General features: G+C 52.5%; 18 protein-coding genes and 1 tRNA gene. 12 read left to right on the forward strand and 7 right to left on the reverse strand.

What is annotated here, in order from left to right; translation table 11 throughout:
• Nucleotides 1-57: 57 nt before the first annotated feature.
• The 3 genes from nfuA to KFJ24_RS05565 all read left to right on the forward strand — a co-directional run bounded on the left by nfuA (nucleotide 58) and on the right by KFJ24_RS05565 (nucleotide 2,472).
• A complete protein-coding gene (gene nfuA, locus KFJ24_RS05555) occupies nucleotides 58-645 on the forward strand; it encodes a Fe-S biogenesis protein NfuA (protein WP_250830073.1) in 588 nt (195 codons plus the stop codon).
• Between the two features lie 218 nt (nucleotides 646-863).
• The gene (locus tag KFJ24_RS05560; protein WP_250830074.1) at nucleotides 864-2,063 is read left to right on the forward strand and encodes a DUF445 domain-containing protein; all 1,200 of its coding nucleotides are present in this window, start codon (nucleotides 864-866) and stop codon (nucleotides 2,061-2,063) included.
• 46 nt (nucleotides 2,064-2,109) lie between these two features.
• Nucleotides 2,110-2,472, forward strand: a complete 363-nt coding sequence (locus KFJ24_RS05565; protein ID WP_250830075.1) for a hypothetical protein — start codon at nucleotides 2,110-2,112, stop codon at nucleotides 2,470-2,472.
• A 3-nt stretch (nucleotides 2,473-2,475) separates the two neighbouring features.
• Here KFJ24_RS05565 and KFJ24_RS05570 read toward each other — a convergent pair whose 3' ends face one another.
• The 5 genes from KFJ24_RS05570 to KFJ24_RS05590 form a co-directional block, all read right to left on the reverse strand.
• Entirely contained in the window at nucleotides 2,476-2,802 is a 327-nt protein-coding gene (locus tag KFJ24_RS05570) for a TusE/DsrC/DsvC family sulfur relay protein (protein ID WP_250830076.1), read from the reverse strand.
• Nucleotides 2,803-2,805: 3 nt separating this feature from the next.
• Complete coding sequence (tusB, locus tag KFJ24_RS05575) at nucleotides 2,806-3,087, reverse strand: sulfurtransferase complex subunit TusB (RefSeq protein WP_250830077.1); 282 nt, start codon at nucleotides 3,085-3,087, stop codon at nucleotides 2,806-2,808.
• Between the two features lie 34 nt (nucleotides 3,088-3,121).
• Nucleotides 3,122-3,472: a DsrE family protein gene (locus KFJ24_RS05580; protein WP_250830078.1), complete on the reverse strand. Its 351-nt coding sequence runs from the start codon at nucleotides 3,470-3,472 to the stop codon at nucleotides 3,122-3,124.
• Nucleotide 3,473: 1 nt separating this feature from the next.
• Nucleotides 3,474-3,890 (reverse strand): sulfurtransferase complex subunit TusD, encoded by a 417-nt coding sequence (tusD, locus tag KFJ24_RS05585; RefSeq protein WP_250830079.1) that lies wholly within the window; start codon nucleotides 3,888-3,890, stop codon nucleotides 3,474-3,476.
• Nucleotides 3,891-3,983: 93 nt separating this feature from the next.
• Nucleotides 3,984-4,703, reverse strand: a complete 720-nt coding sequence (locus KFJ24_RS05590; RefSeq protein ID WP_350455567.1) for a Bax inhibitor-1/YccA family protein — start codon at nucleotides 4,701-4,703, stop codon at nucleotides 3,984-3,986.
• A gap of 255 nt (nucleotides 4,704-4,958) precedes the next feature.
• Between KFJ24_RS05590 and KFJ24_RS05595 the strand changes: the two genes are divergently transcribed.
• Nucleotides 4,959-5,049, forward strand: a tRNA-Ser gene (locus KFJ24_RS05595).
• 453 nt (nucleotides 5,050-5,502) lie between these two features.
• Here KFJ24_RS05595 and KFJ24_RS05600 read toward each other — a convergent pair.
• Complete coding sequence (locus KFJ24_RS05600; protein WP_250830080.1) at nucleotides 5,503-5,682, reverse strand: hypothetical protein; 180 nt, start codon at nucleotides 5,680-5,682, stop codon at nucleotides 5,503-5,505.
• A 329-nt stretch (nucleotides 5,683-6,011) separates the two neighbouring features.
• On the opposite strand from KFJ24_RS05600, the gene KFJ24_RS05605 reads away from it, so the two are divergent.
• The 7 genes from KFJ24_RS05605 to KFJ24_RS05635 all read left to right on the forward strand — a co-directional run bounded on the left by KFJ24_RS05605 (nucleotide 6,012) and on the right by KFJ24_RS05635 (nucleotide 11,902).
• A complete protein-coding gene (locus KFJ24_RS05605; RefSeq protein ID WP_250830081.1) occupies nucleotides 6,012-6,353 on the forward strand; it encodes a glutaredoxin family protein in 342 nt (113 codons plus the stop codon).
• A 130-nt stretch (nucleotides 6,354-6,483) separates the two neighbouring features.
• Entirely contained in the window at nucleotides 6,484-7,380 is an 897-nt protein-coding gene (locus KFJ24_RS05610) for a M23 family metallopeptidase (RefSeq protein WP_250830082.1), read from the forward strand.
• A gap of 124 nt (nucleotides 7,381-7,504) precedes the next feature.
• A complete protein-coding gene (locus tag KFJ24_RS05615) occupies nucleotides 7,505-9,151 on the forward strand; it encodes a sulfatase-like hydrolase/transferase (RefSeq protein WP_250830083.1) in 1,647 nt (548 codons plus the stop codon).
• 80 nt (nucleotides 9,152-9,231) lie between these two features.
• Nucleotides 9,232-9,555 (forward strand): hypothetical protein, encoded by a 324-nt coding sequence (locus tag KFJ24_RS05620; RefSeq protein ID WP_250830084.1) that lies wholly within the window; start codon nucleotides 9,232-9,234, stop codon nucleotides 9,553-9,555.
• Nucleotides 9,556-9,728: 173 nt separating this feature from the next.
• Nucleotides 9,729-10,139, forward strand: a complete 411-nt coding sequence (locus KFJ24_RS05625) for a methyltransferase family protein (RefSeq protein ID WP_250830085.1) — start codon at nucleotides 9,729-9,731, stop codon at nucleotides 10,137-10,139.
• A gap of 237 nt (nucleotides 10,140-10,376) precedes the next feature.
• A complete protein-coding gene (locus KFJ24_RS05630) occupies nucleotides 10,377-11,201 on the forward strand; it encodes a MipA/OmpV family protein (RefSeq protein ID WP_250830086.1) in 825 nt (274 codons plus the stop codon).
• A 197-nt stretch (nucleotides 11,202-11,398) separates the two neighbouring features.
• A complete protein-coding gene (locus KFJ24_RS05635) occupies nucleotides 11,399-11,902 on the forward strand; it encodes a DUF1682 domain-containing protein (RefSeq protein ID WP_250830087.1) in 504 nt (167 codons plus the stop codon).
• A 397-nt stretch (nucleotides 11,903-12,299) separates the two neighbouring features.
• Here the strand turns inward: KFJ24_RS05635 and KFJ24_RS05640 are convergent, their stop codons facing one another.
• Nucleotides 12,300-13,166, reverse strand: coding sequence for a LysR family transcriptional regulator (locus KFJ24_RS05640; protein ID WP_250830088.1), 867 nt, complete (start codon nucleotides 13,164-13,166; stop codon nucleotides 12,300-12,302).
• Between the two features lie 160 nt (nucleotides 13,167-13,326).
• On the opposite strand from KFJ24_RS05640, the gene KFJ24_RS05645 reads away from it, so the two are divergent.
• Nucleotides 13,327-14,433, forward strand: coding sequence for an alcohol dehydrogenase family protein (locus KFJ24_RS05645; protein WP_250830089.1), 1,107 nt, complete (start codon nucleotides 13,327-13,329; stop codon nucleotides 14,431-14,433).
• The last annotated feature ends 135 nt before the right edge of the window (nucleotides 14,434-14,568 follow it).

The following is a 14,568-nucleotide window of genomic DNA, read 5'->3' on the forward strand; positions in this document are numbered from 1 at the left end:
TTCATGTTCACGCGAAGTCCCTTAAAATGAACTCAAACTTTCAAACGGGTTGAAAACATGGCATTGGTTACTGTGACAGATCCCGCACGGGATTATCTTGCACAACTTATTGAAAAGCAGGACGTTGAAGGCATGGGCGTACGTATTTTCGTAACCCAGCCCGGCACGAAAAACGCCGAAACCTGCCTGGCCTATTGCCCGCCCAATGAGATTGTCCCGACCGATGAGCAGGTTGATCTGGACAAATTCACACTTTATCTGGATCACAACTCCGTACCTTTCCTCGAGGAAGCGTACGTGGACTATTCGAAAGACCAGATGGGTGGTCAACTGACGATCAAGGCGCCAAACGCCAAAGTGCCCAAGATTGACGACGATGCTCCGTTGCCGGATCGGGTCAACTACATTCTTGCGTCCGAGATCAATCCGAGCCTCGCCGCCCATGGTGGTGAAGTTTCCCTTGTTGAAATCGTTGATGAGTCTTTGGCGGTTCTGCGTTTCGGTGGTGGCTGCCAAGGCTGTTCTGCCGTTAGCCTGACCCTGAAACAGGGCGTCGAGTCAACGCTGAAAGAGCGCGTGCCCGAAATCACGGCCGTTCGCGACGTCACAGATCACTCGAACACCGAGAACGCTTACTACCAGTAGCACACTCTTCGAGGGTGCCCCGGGCCTCCGACGGCGCGGCGCACCCCCGGAACTTGCCAATCTGCCGCAACTCCGCCCCGATCATGGCTGCACGGCCAATGTCCCGTGAGTTCAATTGCTCCATCATTCGCCATAGAAGCAGAGACAGCACGCAGGTATTATCCTGTTTGCCTACTAACGGCATTATCACCGGCCAAAAAGTTTAACCGGGGTTTCACTTGATCGACGTTGCACTTCTGTCCGTGCCCATCGTGGCTGCTGCAGTGGGCTGGTTTACGAACTGGCTAGCTATCCAGATGTCCTTCTACCCCGTTCAGTTTATAGGGGTAGGGTTCATTGGCTGGCAGGGGGTGATACCCAGAAAGGCCGAGAAAATGGCCCATATCTGCATTGACCAGACCTTGCAGCATTTCGGTGACCTGAATGCCGTTTACCGGAAACTTGAGCCCCAAAAGATCGTCGAACAGGTCATTTCGCAGGTAACCCCCAGGCTGGATGAATACATTGACGAAGTCATGTACGAAATTCAGCCGGTGTTGTGGGACAACCTGCCACTGTTTGCGAAAAACCGGATCTACCGGTGGGCCAGGGAGCAGCTGCCTTCCCGCGTGGAAGAGCTGGTTGAGGACTTTGGCGATGATCTTGATGACCTGGTCGATCTCAAAGCCTTGCTGAGCCGTGAGCTGGAGCAGCACCCGGATTTTATGAACCGCATTTTCAAACAGGCCGGCGCGGTGGAGTTAAAGTCCGTGATCAATCGGGGCGCCATTGTTGGTGGCATACTGGGCGCGTTCCTCGCACCGCTCTGGAGTCATTACCCGGAGCCCTGGCTCTTACCGGCAGGGGGCTTTGTTGTCGGATTTATCACGAACTGGATTGCCATCAACCTGATTTTTTCACCAGTCAAACCAAGACGAGTGCTGTTCTGGAAAGTTCAGGGTCTTTTTCTGCGCAGGCAGCCTGAGATAGGTGATGTCTGGGCCAGGCTTGTGGCAGAAGAGCTGATCACCGTTGAAAAAGTGGCCGATGCCATGATTAACGGAGGCCGTGGTGACAGAACCCGAGCCATTATCCAGAAGCATTTACGACCTCTGCTGGATAATTCGGCCGTCATGAGGCTGACGGCACAAGTTACCGTTGGCATGACCGGTTACACTGAGCTCAAAAAAGCGATGAACCAAAAGGCAATACTGGCCACACGGGATGTGTTCAGTGACCCGGCCTTTAATCGAGAGCGGGCGCCGGTGGTTGCAGAGGTCCTTTCGGGTCAGATGAAGGCTCTGGCTCCCCGGGAGTTTCAGAATATCCTTCGGCCCGCCTTTCGGGAGGAGGAGCTTCAGCTGATGTTCGTAGGTGGTATCTTTGGGGCTCTGGCCGGCGCTATTCAGTTTTTCTCGCTGGTGTACCTGCCATTTTAAGCAATGATCAGTGTTCGAGCTTCTATCGGGCACAAGGAGAGGCAAGATGCCGGTATGGGGAGTGATTGCAATACAGGTTCTGGCGACAGCAACCAGCGTCGGTCTGGTGCTTTGGGGTTTCTGGGAATGGATTGTTCGTCCACATCTCGACCGGAAGGTAGAAGAGTTGATTGCTGCTTCCAGGGAAATCGAGCCTGGTGTAACCCGTGGTGTAAAAAAGGGGGTTGCTGAAACGCTGCGGGAACTGCCCGAAAATGCCCTGGACGGCACCGTAAAGGACTCTACCCGTCAGTTTCTGAAGTTCGGGTCCGGGCTGTTTGAAAACGGACTCAGCAGTTTTCTCGGAAACGCTGCTGACCTGGAGAGAAAATCCGGCAGCGAGCGTAACGGGGAGAAACCCGGCGACTAATGGTCAAAGGCAGTTTGTCGGCCTGGGCAGGCCAGCGATCCGGCAGGCAGTTTTGGCAGGTGTTCCCGGGAAAAGCTGCATAAGGTAAATGCTATTGCCTTTCTCCTCGCCCATCGCTTCCTTGACGGCTTTGACAAAAAGCCTGTTCGAGGGTGGAGAGATTTCATGTTGTTTGTAAAAATCTCTCAGGAAGCTAATGATTTCCCAATGGTTTTCATCTAACGTCAGCCCGTCTTCAGAAGCTATGTTCTCGGCGACTGCCGGACTCCAGGTCCAGGCATCCTCCAGGAAGCCTTCGTTATTTCGTTTAGGGGGTGCGGTATTGGTCATGGCTTACCAGCTGATTACCCGTTGAGCTTGCAGTGTAAGAGCCACCATCTCCGTATAGTCTACGTAGTGGGCTTCGCCCGGGTTTTTCCCGAGTCCTCTGGCGCAGGCATCGGAGCTGAGGGCATAGAGTCGGCCTGCCTTAAGGTTGTGAGCGCCCTCGAGAGCCACCACTCCATTTTCTGTTAGTAGCAGGGCGTCGTCAGCTCCGAGCATACTCAGGCATTCCTTAAAGCGGGGATGCTCTGGCGTCTTGTTAAGAATATGCAGTGTGTTGAGCGAAATCATAGTCATCACCCGTGATCATCCCACTGAATCCCCGTCAGCCGGAGAAAACCGTTTGTGTGTATTGTGCCAGAAGGTGAGCATCCGCGGACGTAAGGGTCACTCCATCCGGCAAATCCGTTGCATTGAGGCCATAGCGTTGGCATGACATGCGATCGGCCAGGATGGTGTCTATCCCGAAAACCGGGGCCGCCGCCAGGTTTTTTTCAACCGATTTTTGCTCAATGGCTGACGCATCCTGCCCCTTACGTAGCCAGTTCACGCCAGTGCCGGTAAAGAGCAGTGTCACGGGCTGGTCGAATGCTGCCAGCGAAAAGGCCATGTCCAGTGCCTCACGGCCAGCCCAGGTGCCATAAGGAGGCTGATCCACGATAATCAGCATACCCATACTAATCTCCAGCGTGGAAGTAGAGGGTTCTTGAAGATTTGATATTGCCTTCCACCCATTCTCCGAGTCCGGCAATGGTAAATGGAGGCAGCAGGTTGCTCGCAGTGAGTTCGTAACGCTGCTTTTCACCTTCGTCGATCAGGCCACGGCGCAGGGCCGACGCGATGCATGCGATGCCGGGGACACCGTGCTCCTGCAAAAAGCCGGCCCACGTTCGGGGCCAGTGAGTCTCATCAGATGGCGGTGTGACCAGCGCAGAGGCCAGGTGCACGCCGTCGCCGTAAAGAAACACCCGGTCGAGGCTATGGCCCTGCTCAAGAGCCGCCCTGGCAAATGCCAGCGCGGTCTGGGGCGCCTGGGAGGAATAGGGGGCGCCGGTAATAACCAGGGTAAACGATTCAGAGCTTGAGTCGGTCATGCTGATGCGTCTTGCCAGAAGGCTTTTCAGTTTACAGAAAGCAAAAACCCCGGCAAGAGCCGGGGCTTATTGATTCCGGGGCACGCCCTGGTATCAATCGTTACCGCTGAACGCGGAGATCAGGTGGAGCAGGGCAAGGAACAAGTTGTAGATGTTCAGGTACAGCCCGGTGGTGGCCATGATGTAGTTCTGTTCACCGCCGTTAATGATGCGGCTTGTGTCGTAAAGGATGAAGCCAGACATCAGGAAAACGATGGCGGCACTAATTGCCAGGCTGAACGCTGTTATCTCGACGCCAAAGAAGCTTGCAACGATGGCACCCAGAGCGGCAATCAGTACAACAACCAGGCCGGCTACCAGCATGCCTCGCATGAAGCTGAAGTCTTTCTTCGTGGTCAGGACATATCCGGACAGGGCGAAGAAGACGAGTGCAGTTCCACCAAGGGCCTGCATAACGATCTGGCTACCGTTTGAAAACTGCAGGTAATAATTCAGTGTCGGGCCAAGAGAGAGCCCAAGAAGGCCGGTGAAAGCGAAGACCACGCCAATGCCAGCGCCACTGTTTGCTGTCCGCGGAAGAACGAACCAGACCAACGCCAGAGCACCCAGGCTGCAGAGCAGGCTGGTACCGCGGCCAAGGCCGACATACATGGATGCTGCTGCCATTACTGTGCTGAACAGCAACGTCATTGCCAGCAATGTGTAGGTATTTTTCAGAACTTTGGAAGCTTCCGGGCTGATCGCATCCGTGGCAGAGCCGCGGGCAATCATGTTTCCCCGATTCTGCTGGTATGTACTCTCTCGGTTTTGCATCTTTCTCTCCGTTGGGTTCCTGCTTTTTAATCGCGGAACATCCATGAACTGTAAATGAAACAGATTGAGGAATCTACGATAGATGATAGTGCCGCTTTCTGGACTTTCAATCATTTACGACCGAAAACTACCCCATGGATTCCATTAAATAGAGTTAATGTTTAAAAATGAGGCGGGTTTTATGCAGGGCGTTGACAGCACAGGCAATTCCGGTATCATGCTCACCGCTGTCTCAGAGGCAGTAATGGAAAAAACGGTGGGCTGGCAGAGTGGCTTAATGCAGCGGTCTTGAAAACCGCCGAAGGTTTGTAGCCTTCCCGGGGTTCGAATCCCTGGCCCACCGCCATTTTTTCAAGCTTTTCAGCATATCCCGATCCTCTATCCTTTCTCCGAATTGTCCGAAAGCGTCCTTACGCAACGCGACTTTTATACACTTGTATAAAACAGGTTTGAAAACCGGGCGAATTTTACCTCTGTTACTCGGTTTGCCTCTAGCGGAATAGGCACCCGTTTTATGTAGCCTAAGATAGGTTTTAACACCGCTTTTTAAGCCGCGAGTTCGCCAATAGGGGCGCCGCTAAACAAAAGCGGACATTCGCGGCCTCAATTTTTCTCCCGTTTAAGGCTGGGCGTAGTGGCAGTCTCACCTAGTTGCTCTTTGAGGGCGCTTTAGACTCCCGACGTTTCGCGCTTCTATCCCGGAGCGCAATTCCCGGCCGGAAAATGAGGCTTCGGAAGCGGGAGCTTGCCACCCTGATTTTTCAGATAAATCTTATTCTTGGCTGAGTACGTCCTGAGCTCATTGCCAGGCGGCAATAGTCTCTAGAAAGCCTATTGAATTCATGCCCGGCACCAGCGCGTGCTCAATTTCCTCGCGCGTGAGGCCCAGTTCGAGACTGCGGTGAACATGGGATTGCAATGCTGATTGGCGTCCGGCACCCACGCAAACCCCCAGTTCACCAAAGCGCGCATTTTTCATCCAGAGGGCCAGCCTCGGCAAGGGTCTTGCCGACCTATTCGTGAGCCTGTTGCAGCTCCGGAAATCGCTTGCTGAAGGAAACGAAGGTTTTGGGGAGTTCGCTGCTATTCTTATTCATGAGATTTTCTCGCTGGTAGAGGCTGGCTTCGGCAGGATTTACTCATTTCGAATGACAGCCTGTGATGTGAAAATAACTCTAACCAAGCATGCAACGATTTTAGGAGATGGTTACACGGTGATATCACTATGCACAGCTATAAAGTACGCAGATCATGCCTGAATGCCGACACGCGGCAGGCCACCTTCAATCCCGAGTTTGAGCCTTAACCATGAGAGTTATTGTCCGTTATTTTTTCCGCACCCTGCGCTTGATTCTGACGCCCTTTATTTTGCTCAGCGAAAAACTCAATACCCCCAAAAGCCTTTCCCGCACCGCTGAAGAGCAGGCCCTCGCTGACGAGGCCAGCAAAAATCTCGCTCTTTACCAGTTTAGCGCCTGCCCGTTCTGCATGAAGATACGAAAGGAAATTGCCCGCCTTGGCCTGAACATTGAAACCCGCAATGCCCAGCATTACCCGCAGTATCGTGCAGCGCTGGAGGCCGGTGGCGGCTCCATTAAAGTGCCTTGTCTGAAGGTTCAGCGGGATGACGGCAGTGAGCGCTGGCTCTAAGAGTCCGACGAGATCAAGGCATGGCTGCAGGAACGATTCGAGCCGGCCTGGGTCCGTCAGAGCTGAAGCGACTAAAGCAGCTGGAGCCCATGCATCGGTGCTAAATGCTATCCGTTTCTGAGTCCGCATCATGAGTGAAAACCTTCCCGTTTTATTCGGGATTTACCCGGTGTTTTTGTCAGGAATCACTCTGGCTTGGCTGCTCTGTCTGCAACGGTGCAGTTGGCCGAATTGGATCGCGCGGGTATTGGCGTGCGGAAGTATCATTGCTTTCACTTTTATGACGGGACCTTGGGCCTTCACGAGTTATTACTTGCGATACGTTTTTCTCGTGCTATTCGCCTTAACCGTTGTTTTGTCTTATTTCCGAATAGAACGCCGTAACCCTCACTTTGGAATCTGCGCTGATCGAATCCCGATTGCCTCGATATTTGTTTTTCTTCTTTTTGCGGTTCTGAATGCTCTGGCCCTAAAGTCCTATTATCCATCTGGGCGGACGATTGACGTAACTTTTCCGCTCAGATCAGGCACCTATTACGTGCTACAAGGGGGCGGCAGTATAGTGACGAATCCTTTCCATGCGCTGGCCGGCAACAAGAAGGCCATAGATATCGTTAAGCTAAACCCGCTCGGCAATCAGGCAGAAAATATACCGCCGCGAGTGCTGAGTGACTATCAAATCTTTGGCGAGAAACTCTACAGTCCATGCCACGGGCGAATTTTAGAGGTTCGTGACAGCTTGCCGGATAATCCTCCGGGACACCCCGATACAAAGCACCCGAAAGGTAATTACATAGTGCTGCTGTGTCCCATGGGGGATATTTTGATGGCTCACCTGAGGCAAGAAAGCATTATGGTAAGGCCTGGCCAGGTCGTAACCGAGAGCCAGCCGTTGGCTGAAATCGGCAATTCAGGAAATACGCTTGAGCCACACCTGCATATTGAGGCAACGAGAGACGGCAAACCGACATGGCTTAGTTTTAACGGACTCTCGTTGTCGATTAATAGCCTGATAACGAGAAAGTGAAAAATACATAACAATGCGAACGACGAGGCCAAAAAAGGCGACCTCGAAAAGGGAGAAAGCCAAGGTCTGCCTGTAAGGTGACGGCATTCGGCCTGTCTTGCATGACCGGCGTGGCGAGGATTATATGGCAAATCAGGGTTTGAGAAAGGCGATCGGCCTCGCGGCGGTTTCAATTGTTTTGCTCGTAGAGTTCGGTATGTTCTACGATTTTTTTTACCCGTTTCGGTTTTTGTGGGGCCAAGGCCTTATAACCGAGCTTGTCCTGTCGGTGGTGGTTTTCCTGTGGAGTTTGGCTGGCGTGTTTCTGGTCTTTTTCGGTGGCCGCAGTCTGTTTCGAACAATCACCCTCCCGTTTTTTATATTTTTCTATCTTTCCAATATCGGATCCTTCCTCGTCTCAAACGGACCTATCGATTTCCAGCAGGCAGACCTGATCGTGAGTTACTTCCAGTGGTGGGCCGGGGCTGTGGTTGAGAATATTGGTCTGGCCGTACTGCCGCTTCTCATAGTCCTTGTACCGCTTATTCTTGTCGTCGAACGTTTGCCTCGCCTTTTCAAGCTGAATATTCTCGGGAGGCTCTACGCCGTTCCAGTCATCACAGTACCGCTTGTCTTCATCGCTCTGCTAATTAGCGATGGCATTTTTGATCGATACCCCTCTTTTTTCAGGGTGCCGGCACTACTTGCATTTGCGGGCCAAAGCGATCTTTACAGGGGAGAGCGATCAGAGGTCAGCTACTCCGGTTCTTTTGAATCGCAGGTTGAGAAAATAGTTCTGATTGTCGATGAAAGTATCCGAGCGGACATTCTTGGCATCAATGGGTACGTGAAAGATACGACCCCCTATCTACGCTCGGTGGAAGAGGGACTGGTGAATTTCGGTATGGCCGCTTCGGCTTCAAACTGCAGTGATTATTCCAACCTCATCCTCAGGACAGGGGTCAGAAAAGAGGCGATCCCGGATCGGGTTGAGAGGAGTTTAAAGATACCGTCGATCTGGCAACTTACCGGGCGGGCAGGGTATGACAATGTCTACCTGGATGCTCAGAGCGCAGAGGAGTGGGCGAACTACCAGAACTTCATGAATGAGCATGAAGCTATTCACGTAGACGAAATACTAAGGCTTCGCCAGGACATTGCCTATGACAGCGACACAATGGCTCGCGACAGGTTAACTGATCTCCTCAAACAACCAGGCAAGACCTTTATAATGCTTAATAAGTATGGCATTCACTTTCCGTACTTCAGGAGCTATCCCGACGGGTTCGAGCTCTTCACTCCGGCTCTCGTTCCAGGTGAGCCAATGAATGATCGAGAAAGATCCCTGAATTCATACATTAATGGAATGCGCTGGAGCGTGGATGATTGGTTCAGGGACTTGTTGTCTGAAAGCGACGAATTCAGGAAGTACGTCATCATCTATACGAGTGACCATGGACAAAACATAGTCGATGACGGGACATTGGCCACACACTGCAGGCCGAGAGCGAACCGTTTCGAAGGTATTGTGCCCATGATGGTTTTCTCGAACGACCCGGAAACCCTGGAGCGATTTGAGGCATCGCAATCAACGAATTATGACCAAACGAGCCATTTTCAGGTATTTCCGACGTTGATTAGCCTCGCAGGCTACAATGAATCCTGGGTGAGAAGTTATTACGGCGCATCGTTGAGCGAGCCTGCGGGCACTCCGCCGGAATTTTTTGTGGGAGACGCCTTTGGCCGCGGATCGGTCAGAAAATGGGTCCCAATATTCCCTCGCAGAGACTGAAAGCTTCTGAACCATTCGAAGGTCGCTGCATGGCTGCAGCGCTATCTTTCCCAGTTAACCACTGAATGGCACATCTCCCCATGGACAATGCAACTCCGATAATCAGAGTATTTTTTGCCAAGATGAAGCCGGATTTTTTTCAACTATCCGAGGAAGAGCAAGGGCAGTTCATGGCTCGTGACCGGGCTAACCTCGACGCTTTGGGCATGAAGGCAATTTCCATGATCGACTGTACGAAAAGTGATGATGAGTGGGACTACATCGGTGTGGAAAGTTGGCCGTCAATGAAAGCGCTGGAACAACGAGAGTGGTTTGAAAAGGAGGAACTTCAAATTTCTCGGTATGTGGTGTACCGGGTTCATTGGGGCGTTGAGCAGTCTTTCGAGGAGTATGGCCAGGCGTAGTGAACGCAACCCGGGGCAGCCACACACGAACGCTTAATCTTTGGAAAAGATGTATCAGTGATGATGAGTGATAAAAAAACGACCCACGCGGTTTCATTTCGCCAGTGGCTCAGGTTAGTAGTGGCGTATTGCCTGATACCACTGGTTCTCTTCATATGTGGTGGCGACCTTGGTTGGCAGCAGGGTTGGACCATCGCTATAACTGGTCCCCCGAATTTCCAATCTGGCTCAGCGTAATAGGCTTCATTGTTATCGCCTCCGGTTACACCTTTGCTGCATGGGCCGTGGTAGAGAATCGCTTCTTTTTGAGTGTGGTAAGTATCCAGACAGATCGAGGTCATGTGGTCTGTGATACCGGTCCCTACCGGTTCGTGAGGCACCCAGGCTATGCTGGAAATAGTCTTGCACTCTTCGGATTTGTTCTTGCTCTGGGCTCGGTATGGGCACTTATTCCAGCAGCAATGGCCTTGCTCATCTCGGTGACTAGAACCGTGCTTGAAGACCAGACTTTGCTCGAAGAGCTGCCAGGCTACCGGGACTACACCCGACGGGTGCGCTACCGGCTGATTCCTGGCCTTTACTGAGGAATCAGTGTGTCGGATGCTCAAGATCACAGCTTGAGGTCCATCACAGGCCTTGATCGGCCGATCCCAATGTCCGCTTTGCGACCGTTCAGCCTCCCTAAAATCAATCTCCAGCGAAGTTAAAAGTTCACACTGAAAGATGCCGAGGCATGCGCTTCAGAACAAATTAAAGCTAATGATCTAAGATGTAGAAAAGCAAGCCGCATCACCACCTGCTGGTTGATAGGAAAAGAAACAATGAAAAAAATAGTCCTCCAAGTAGCCCTATTTCTTGGCGCTCTTTCGTGTTTTGGATCGGTAAGTGCGACAGAGCCAAAAACTCCTCTGGTGCCGCTTCCCTCTATCGTTGATTTTACAAATGGTGATGGTTGGGGTGTTGGGCTAGGGCTGGGAATTGAATATGAGTCTGCTTATGAGGGTTCGGACGAGTTCGAGCTTGAGATTGATCCGGCTGGAGGTGTTCAGTGGCGTACCAGTGACCATATTTTTTTCTGGGCAGGTGAAGCAATTGGGTGGCGAACATTGGCCAAGGATGCCTGGTTGTTTCAAGCCTCTTTAGGCTACGAAGAAGGCCGTGAAGAGGGCGACTCAGAAGATGGCAGACTGGATGGGTTAGGCGAATCGAATTCTGGGGTTACAGCGCTGTTGGAAATGCGCTATGCCCTTGCAGAAGATTGGCGCTATTTTCTGGACGGCCGTGTATTGACCGGAGAGATCGGAACGCTCGGGATATTCGGCGCAGGAACCTGCTTGGGTTGCCAACCCAACGGCACTGGCTGGGAAGTTGGTGCTGTTGTCACTTTCCACGATGGTAAATTAGCCAACCGTGACTTTGGTGTGAACACACAACAATCCATAGACTCAGGTCTTCCAGAAACCGATGTTGATAGCGGGTATAGGTCAACTGGTTTCAATGTTAATTATCGAAACTACTTGAACGAGAGCTGGCAGGTATTCGGTGAAGCCCTTTACGAAGCCTATGGAAGCGACGTTAAAGATAGCCCAATATCTCGCAATAATTATGAAGCGGAAATTGGTATTGGCTTCATTTACGTTTTTTGAAACGGCGGTTTAAGCTTGGCGCTGATCGCCCAACGTGAATGTTCCCTTTGCGACCAGGGCATCCTCTGAGCTCAGCTAAACAGAAGCGAACATTGGCCATCCACCAATACTGCGAGACAACAGCAATTTAATGTGGCCTTCGTGATAGGATTATAATCGATTCACGAACAACTCGATGCACAAGGATTCCCTCCGATATGAACAAGTCAATGATAGCGATTGCGTTAGCGACAGGCCTTTGTCTATCAACAGCCGGCTATGCCCAATCGACCGGTGAACAACTTGTCGATGACATCATAACGGACGTGATTCACCAAACTGCCGACGCTGCCAGAGCAGAGGTTCGTCGCAAAACCGGCATTGATCCTCTCGACCGCGGTTACGGCGATCATGACGATTATCGTCCGGCCCCCTCAGACCTCAACGAAGAATCGGTCAATGAGCTTGGCCGCTTGGATAGCGAGTATGATCGTAAGGTAACGAAGCTGGAAGAAGAACTAGAAAGAAACTTAAACAAAGCGGAGCAGGAATTCAGGCGCGAGGCTGGAAAAGAAGATAAACCAGGAAAGATTGAGAAAAAGCGCGAAAAGCTTGATCGCAAAGTGGACAAGGCGTATCGGAAATTTGAAGAGAAGCTTCGCATAGAAAACGAGCGATACGATCGCAAGCGTGATCAGATACTCGCAAAACATTCTGAATGAGATAAAGGTGCGCCGGTTTGGCGCGAGCTCACATCGAATCCGGCAATTTGTCTCGGATCGCGCAAGTGAAATTTGAAGTATCGAGCAGGCTTGATCTCGATCCAGTTGATGTTCAGGTTCGGAGCCATTGTTAGCTGACATTTACCGATCAATTACCCGCCGCTTTGAGAAGCCTCGGCCTGGCTAACCTGAATGTCCGCTTTGCGACCTCTACGCCTTCCCAACTACCCTAAATAAAAGGATTCTCGATGCCTCCTCCTCGCGATCATCTAATAACATTGGCACCTGATGTCCAATGATCCGTTCCTACTGATCGCGGAGAGGCGAAGTATTTAAAGAATATCGGGGTGTGCCTAGACTTCTTCAGTAATACCGGCTTTGTCTGTGTGTCTGGTCATCAACCTCTGACAAGGGCCCGTGCAGCCGACAAGACGCATTCCTGAAGGGGCTGCATGAAATTGGGGCTCAGGGTGCCTGCGTCAATTATATTCATGGTCAGCAGCCTTTGCCCGGGTAGCTGATCGATTTGTAAAGGACGAACCCTTGAGGACGTAATCGACGACTCTGGCAAAAGGGCCACTGCCAGTCCTGATTCGACCGCCGAGCGTAGGTTGGCCATGTCTGAACTGGTCAGTACCGGATGATAGTCCAAGCCGGATTGCCTCAGATCCGAGGCAGCGAGATCCCGCAACGCGCAGTCGCTCTCCAGCAAGGCAACCGGGAGCGCTTCCTCTGTATTGATCGGTAGCCCGGCCGGGGCATACCAGTACAGTGCTTCCGACCACAAGTTTTTCTCCGGGGCGAACTGAGGCTCGCCCGTAACAATGGCCACATCCAGATCCCCGGTGGTTACCAGTTCCCGGAGCTTACGGCTGCGGCCACAGGTAATCCGGGGCACCAGCTCGGGAAAGGCCTCCCGAATACGAGGAATGAACTGCTGCAGGAACGGGTGGGCATAATCTGTGGGTATTCCGAAGTGCACCGGACCTCGCAGGGGCTCCGCGCTAAGCGCACTCAGCGTCTCGTTATTCAGACGCAGCAGCCTGTCAATGTAACTCAGCATCGTCTTACCGGGCTCCGTAAGCTTGATGCCCTGGTTGCTACGCTCAAGGAGTCGCTGCCCCAGCTGTTCTTCAAGTCGTTTGATCTGCATGCTGACAGCTGCTTGCGAGCGGTATAAACGACTCGATGCCTCTTTAAAACCGCCTGCTTCTACCACAGCGGCGAAGGTGTTCAACAGGTCCAGATCCAGTAAGGGTTTCATAGGATTCGTCTTCGTTCGTGTATCACAAAACCTAAATTAGCATATCAACAATATTCGTTTGAGTGAATCACTCTGCAGTTCTATGATGCCGCCATAGTTATTGCAATTGACGATTAATTGATCAGACCAATAGGTCCGGCACGAGCGAGGAGATGACACCATGAGCCACATCGATATCCCTGAGACCATGACAGGAGTAGTTCTCACTGGTCATGGCGGTCTGGATAAACTCGAATTCCGGAAGAACCTTAACGTGCCCAAGGCCGGCGCGGGTGAGGTGCTTATCAAGGTCGGCGCGAGTGCCATCAACAACACCGACATAAATACCCGCACAGGCTGGTATTCCAAGGGCGTGACAACGGGAACGGATCAAGGAGCGGCAGGCGGATTTGAGACGGCCAACGAGGAAGACGGTACCTGGTCGGGAAAGCCCCTGAGCTTTCCGCGTATTCAGGGAGCGGATGTGTGCGGAACCATCATTGCGGTCGGAGAGGGCGTGGACCGGGGACGGATCGGCGAGCGAGTGCTGGTTCGCCCCATGCAACAGGCGCCTGATAACCCGTCCTCCTACAACCTCATCACATTCGGTTCCGAGTGCAATGGCGGCTACGCCGAGTACGCCGTGGCGCGATCCAGCGAAGTGTTTGCGGTTAACAGCACACTGAGCGACGCCGAGCTGGCTTCGTTTCCCTGCGCCTACTCAACCGCCGAAGGCATGCTGGACAGGGCCGGACTGGAGTCCGGCGAACGGATCGTGATCACCGGTGCCTCAGGGGGCGTCGGGTCAGCCGCTATCCAACTGGCTAAGCGCCGTGGGGCAGAAGTAATCGCCATTTGTGGTGAATCCAAATTTGACGAAGTCCGAGAGCTCGGCGCTGATCAGGTGATTGCAAGGGGCCAGCCACTGCTGGACGTTCTGGAGAAAGACAGCGTTCACGTGGTGGCAGACCTGGTAGCCGGTCCGCAGTGGCCGGAACTGTTGGACGTGCTCACGCGAGGCGGCCGTTATGTGGCCTCAGGTGCCATTGCCGGCCCGATGGTGGAGCTGGATGTGCGCACGCTATATCTGAAGGATCTGACTCTGCTCGGTTCCACCTGGCAGCCCAAGCAGGTTTTCGAAAACCTCATTGGCTACATTGAACTGGATGAAATCCGGCCCGTGGTGGCAAAGACATACGCTCTGCATGATGTGTTGCAGGCTCAGAAGGATTTCATGGCAAAACGGTACGCAGGGAAGTTAGTCATACAGGTCTCAGCGCAGGGTTAACCTGCCTGCGTGAGAACATCTTCGATCGCCACGACAGTCCTCTGGCATTGCCGATTATTCAAAGCATTCGCATGGGGCGGACCGAGTTGACCTTTGTCGTTGTCAAAATACTGACCCGAGGCACTGGCAAACTCT

This window comes from Marinobacter sediminum (assembly GCF_023657445.1).
In the GTDB taxonomy this organism is placed as follows: Bacteria; Pseudomonadota; Gammaproteobacteria; order Pseudomonadales; family Oleiphilaceae; genus Marinobacter; species Marinobacter sediminum_A.

Bases quoted from the DNA above. Each gene is read 5' to 3' on its own strand.
- tusB (WP_250830077.1), bottom strand. From the start codon at position 3,087: ATGATTTCGCTCAACACACTGCATATTCTTAACAAGACGCCAGAGCAT.
- KFJ24_RS05630 (WP_250830086.1), top strand. From the start codon at position 10,377: ATGAAAAAAATAGTCCTCCAAGTAGCCCTATTTCTTGGCGCTCTTTCG.
- KFJ24_RS05570 (WP_250830076.1), bottom strand. From the start codon at position 2,802: ATGACCAATACCGCACCCCCTAAACGAAATAACGAAGGCTTCCTGGAG.
- KFJ24_RS05640 (WP_250830088.1), bottom strand. From the start codon at position 13,166: ATGAAACCCTTACTGGATCTGGACCTGTTGAACACCTTCGCCGCTGTG.
- KFJ24_RS05605 (WP_250830081.1), top strand. From the start codon at position 6,012: ATGAGAGTTATTGTCCGTTATTTTTTCCGCACCCTGCGCTTGATTCTG.
- KFJ24_RS05615 (WP_250830083.1), top strand. From the start codon at position 7,505: ATGGCAAATCAGGGTTTGAGAAAGGCGATCGGCCTCGCGGCGGTTTCA.
- KFJ24_RS05565 (WP_250830075.1), top strand. From the start codon at position 2,110: ATGCCGGTATGGGGAGTGATTGCAATACAGGTTCTGGCGACAGCAACC.
- nfuA (WP_250830073.1), top strand. From the start codon at position 58: ATGGCATTGGTTACTGTGACAGATCCCGCACGGGATTATCTTGCACAA.
- KFJ24_RS05610 (WP_250830082.1), top strand. From the start codon at position 6,484: ATGAGTGAAAACCTTCCCGTTTTATTCGGGATTTACCCGGTGTTTTTG.
- KFJ24_RS05580 (WP_250830078.1), bottom strand. From the start codon at position 3,472: ATGGGTATGCTGATTATCGTGGATCAGCCTCCTTATGGCACCTGGGCT.
- KFJ24_RS05645 (WP_250830089.1), top strand. From the start codon at position 13,327: ATGAGCCACATCGATATCCCTGAGACCATGACAGGAGTAGTTCTCACT.
- tusD (WP_250830079.1), bottom strand. From the start codon at position 3,890: ATGACCGACTCAAGCTCTGAATCGTTTACCCTGGTTATTACCGGCGCC.
- KFJ24_RS05590 (WP_350455567.1), bottom strand. From the start codon at position 4,703: ATGCAAAACCGAGAGAGTACATACCAGCAGAATCGGGGAAACATGATT.
- KFJ24_RS05600 (WP_250830080.1), bottom strand. From the start codon at position 5,682: ATGAAAAATGCGCGCTTTGGTGAACTGGGGGTTTGCGTGGGTGCCGGA.
- KFJ24_RS05635 (WP_250830087.1), top strand. From the start codon at position 11,399: ATGAACAAGTCAATGATAGCGATTGCGTTAGCGACAGGCCTTTGTCTA.
- KFJ24_RS05620 (WP_250830084.1), top strand. From the start codon at position 9,232: ATGGACAATGCAACTCCGATAATCAGAGTATTTTTTGCCAAGATGAAG.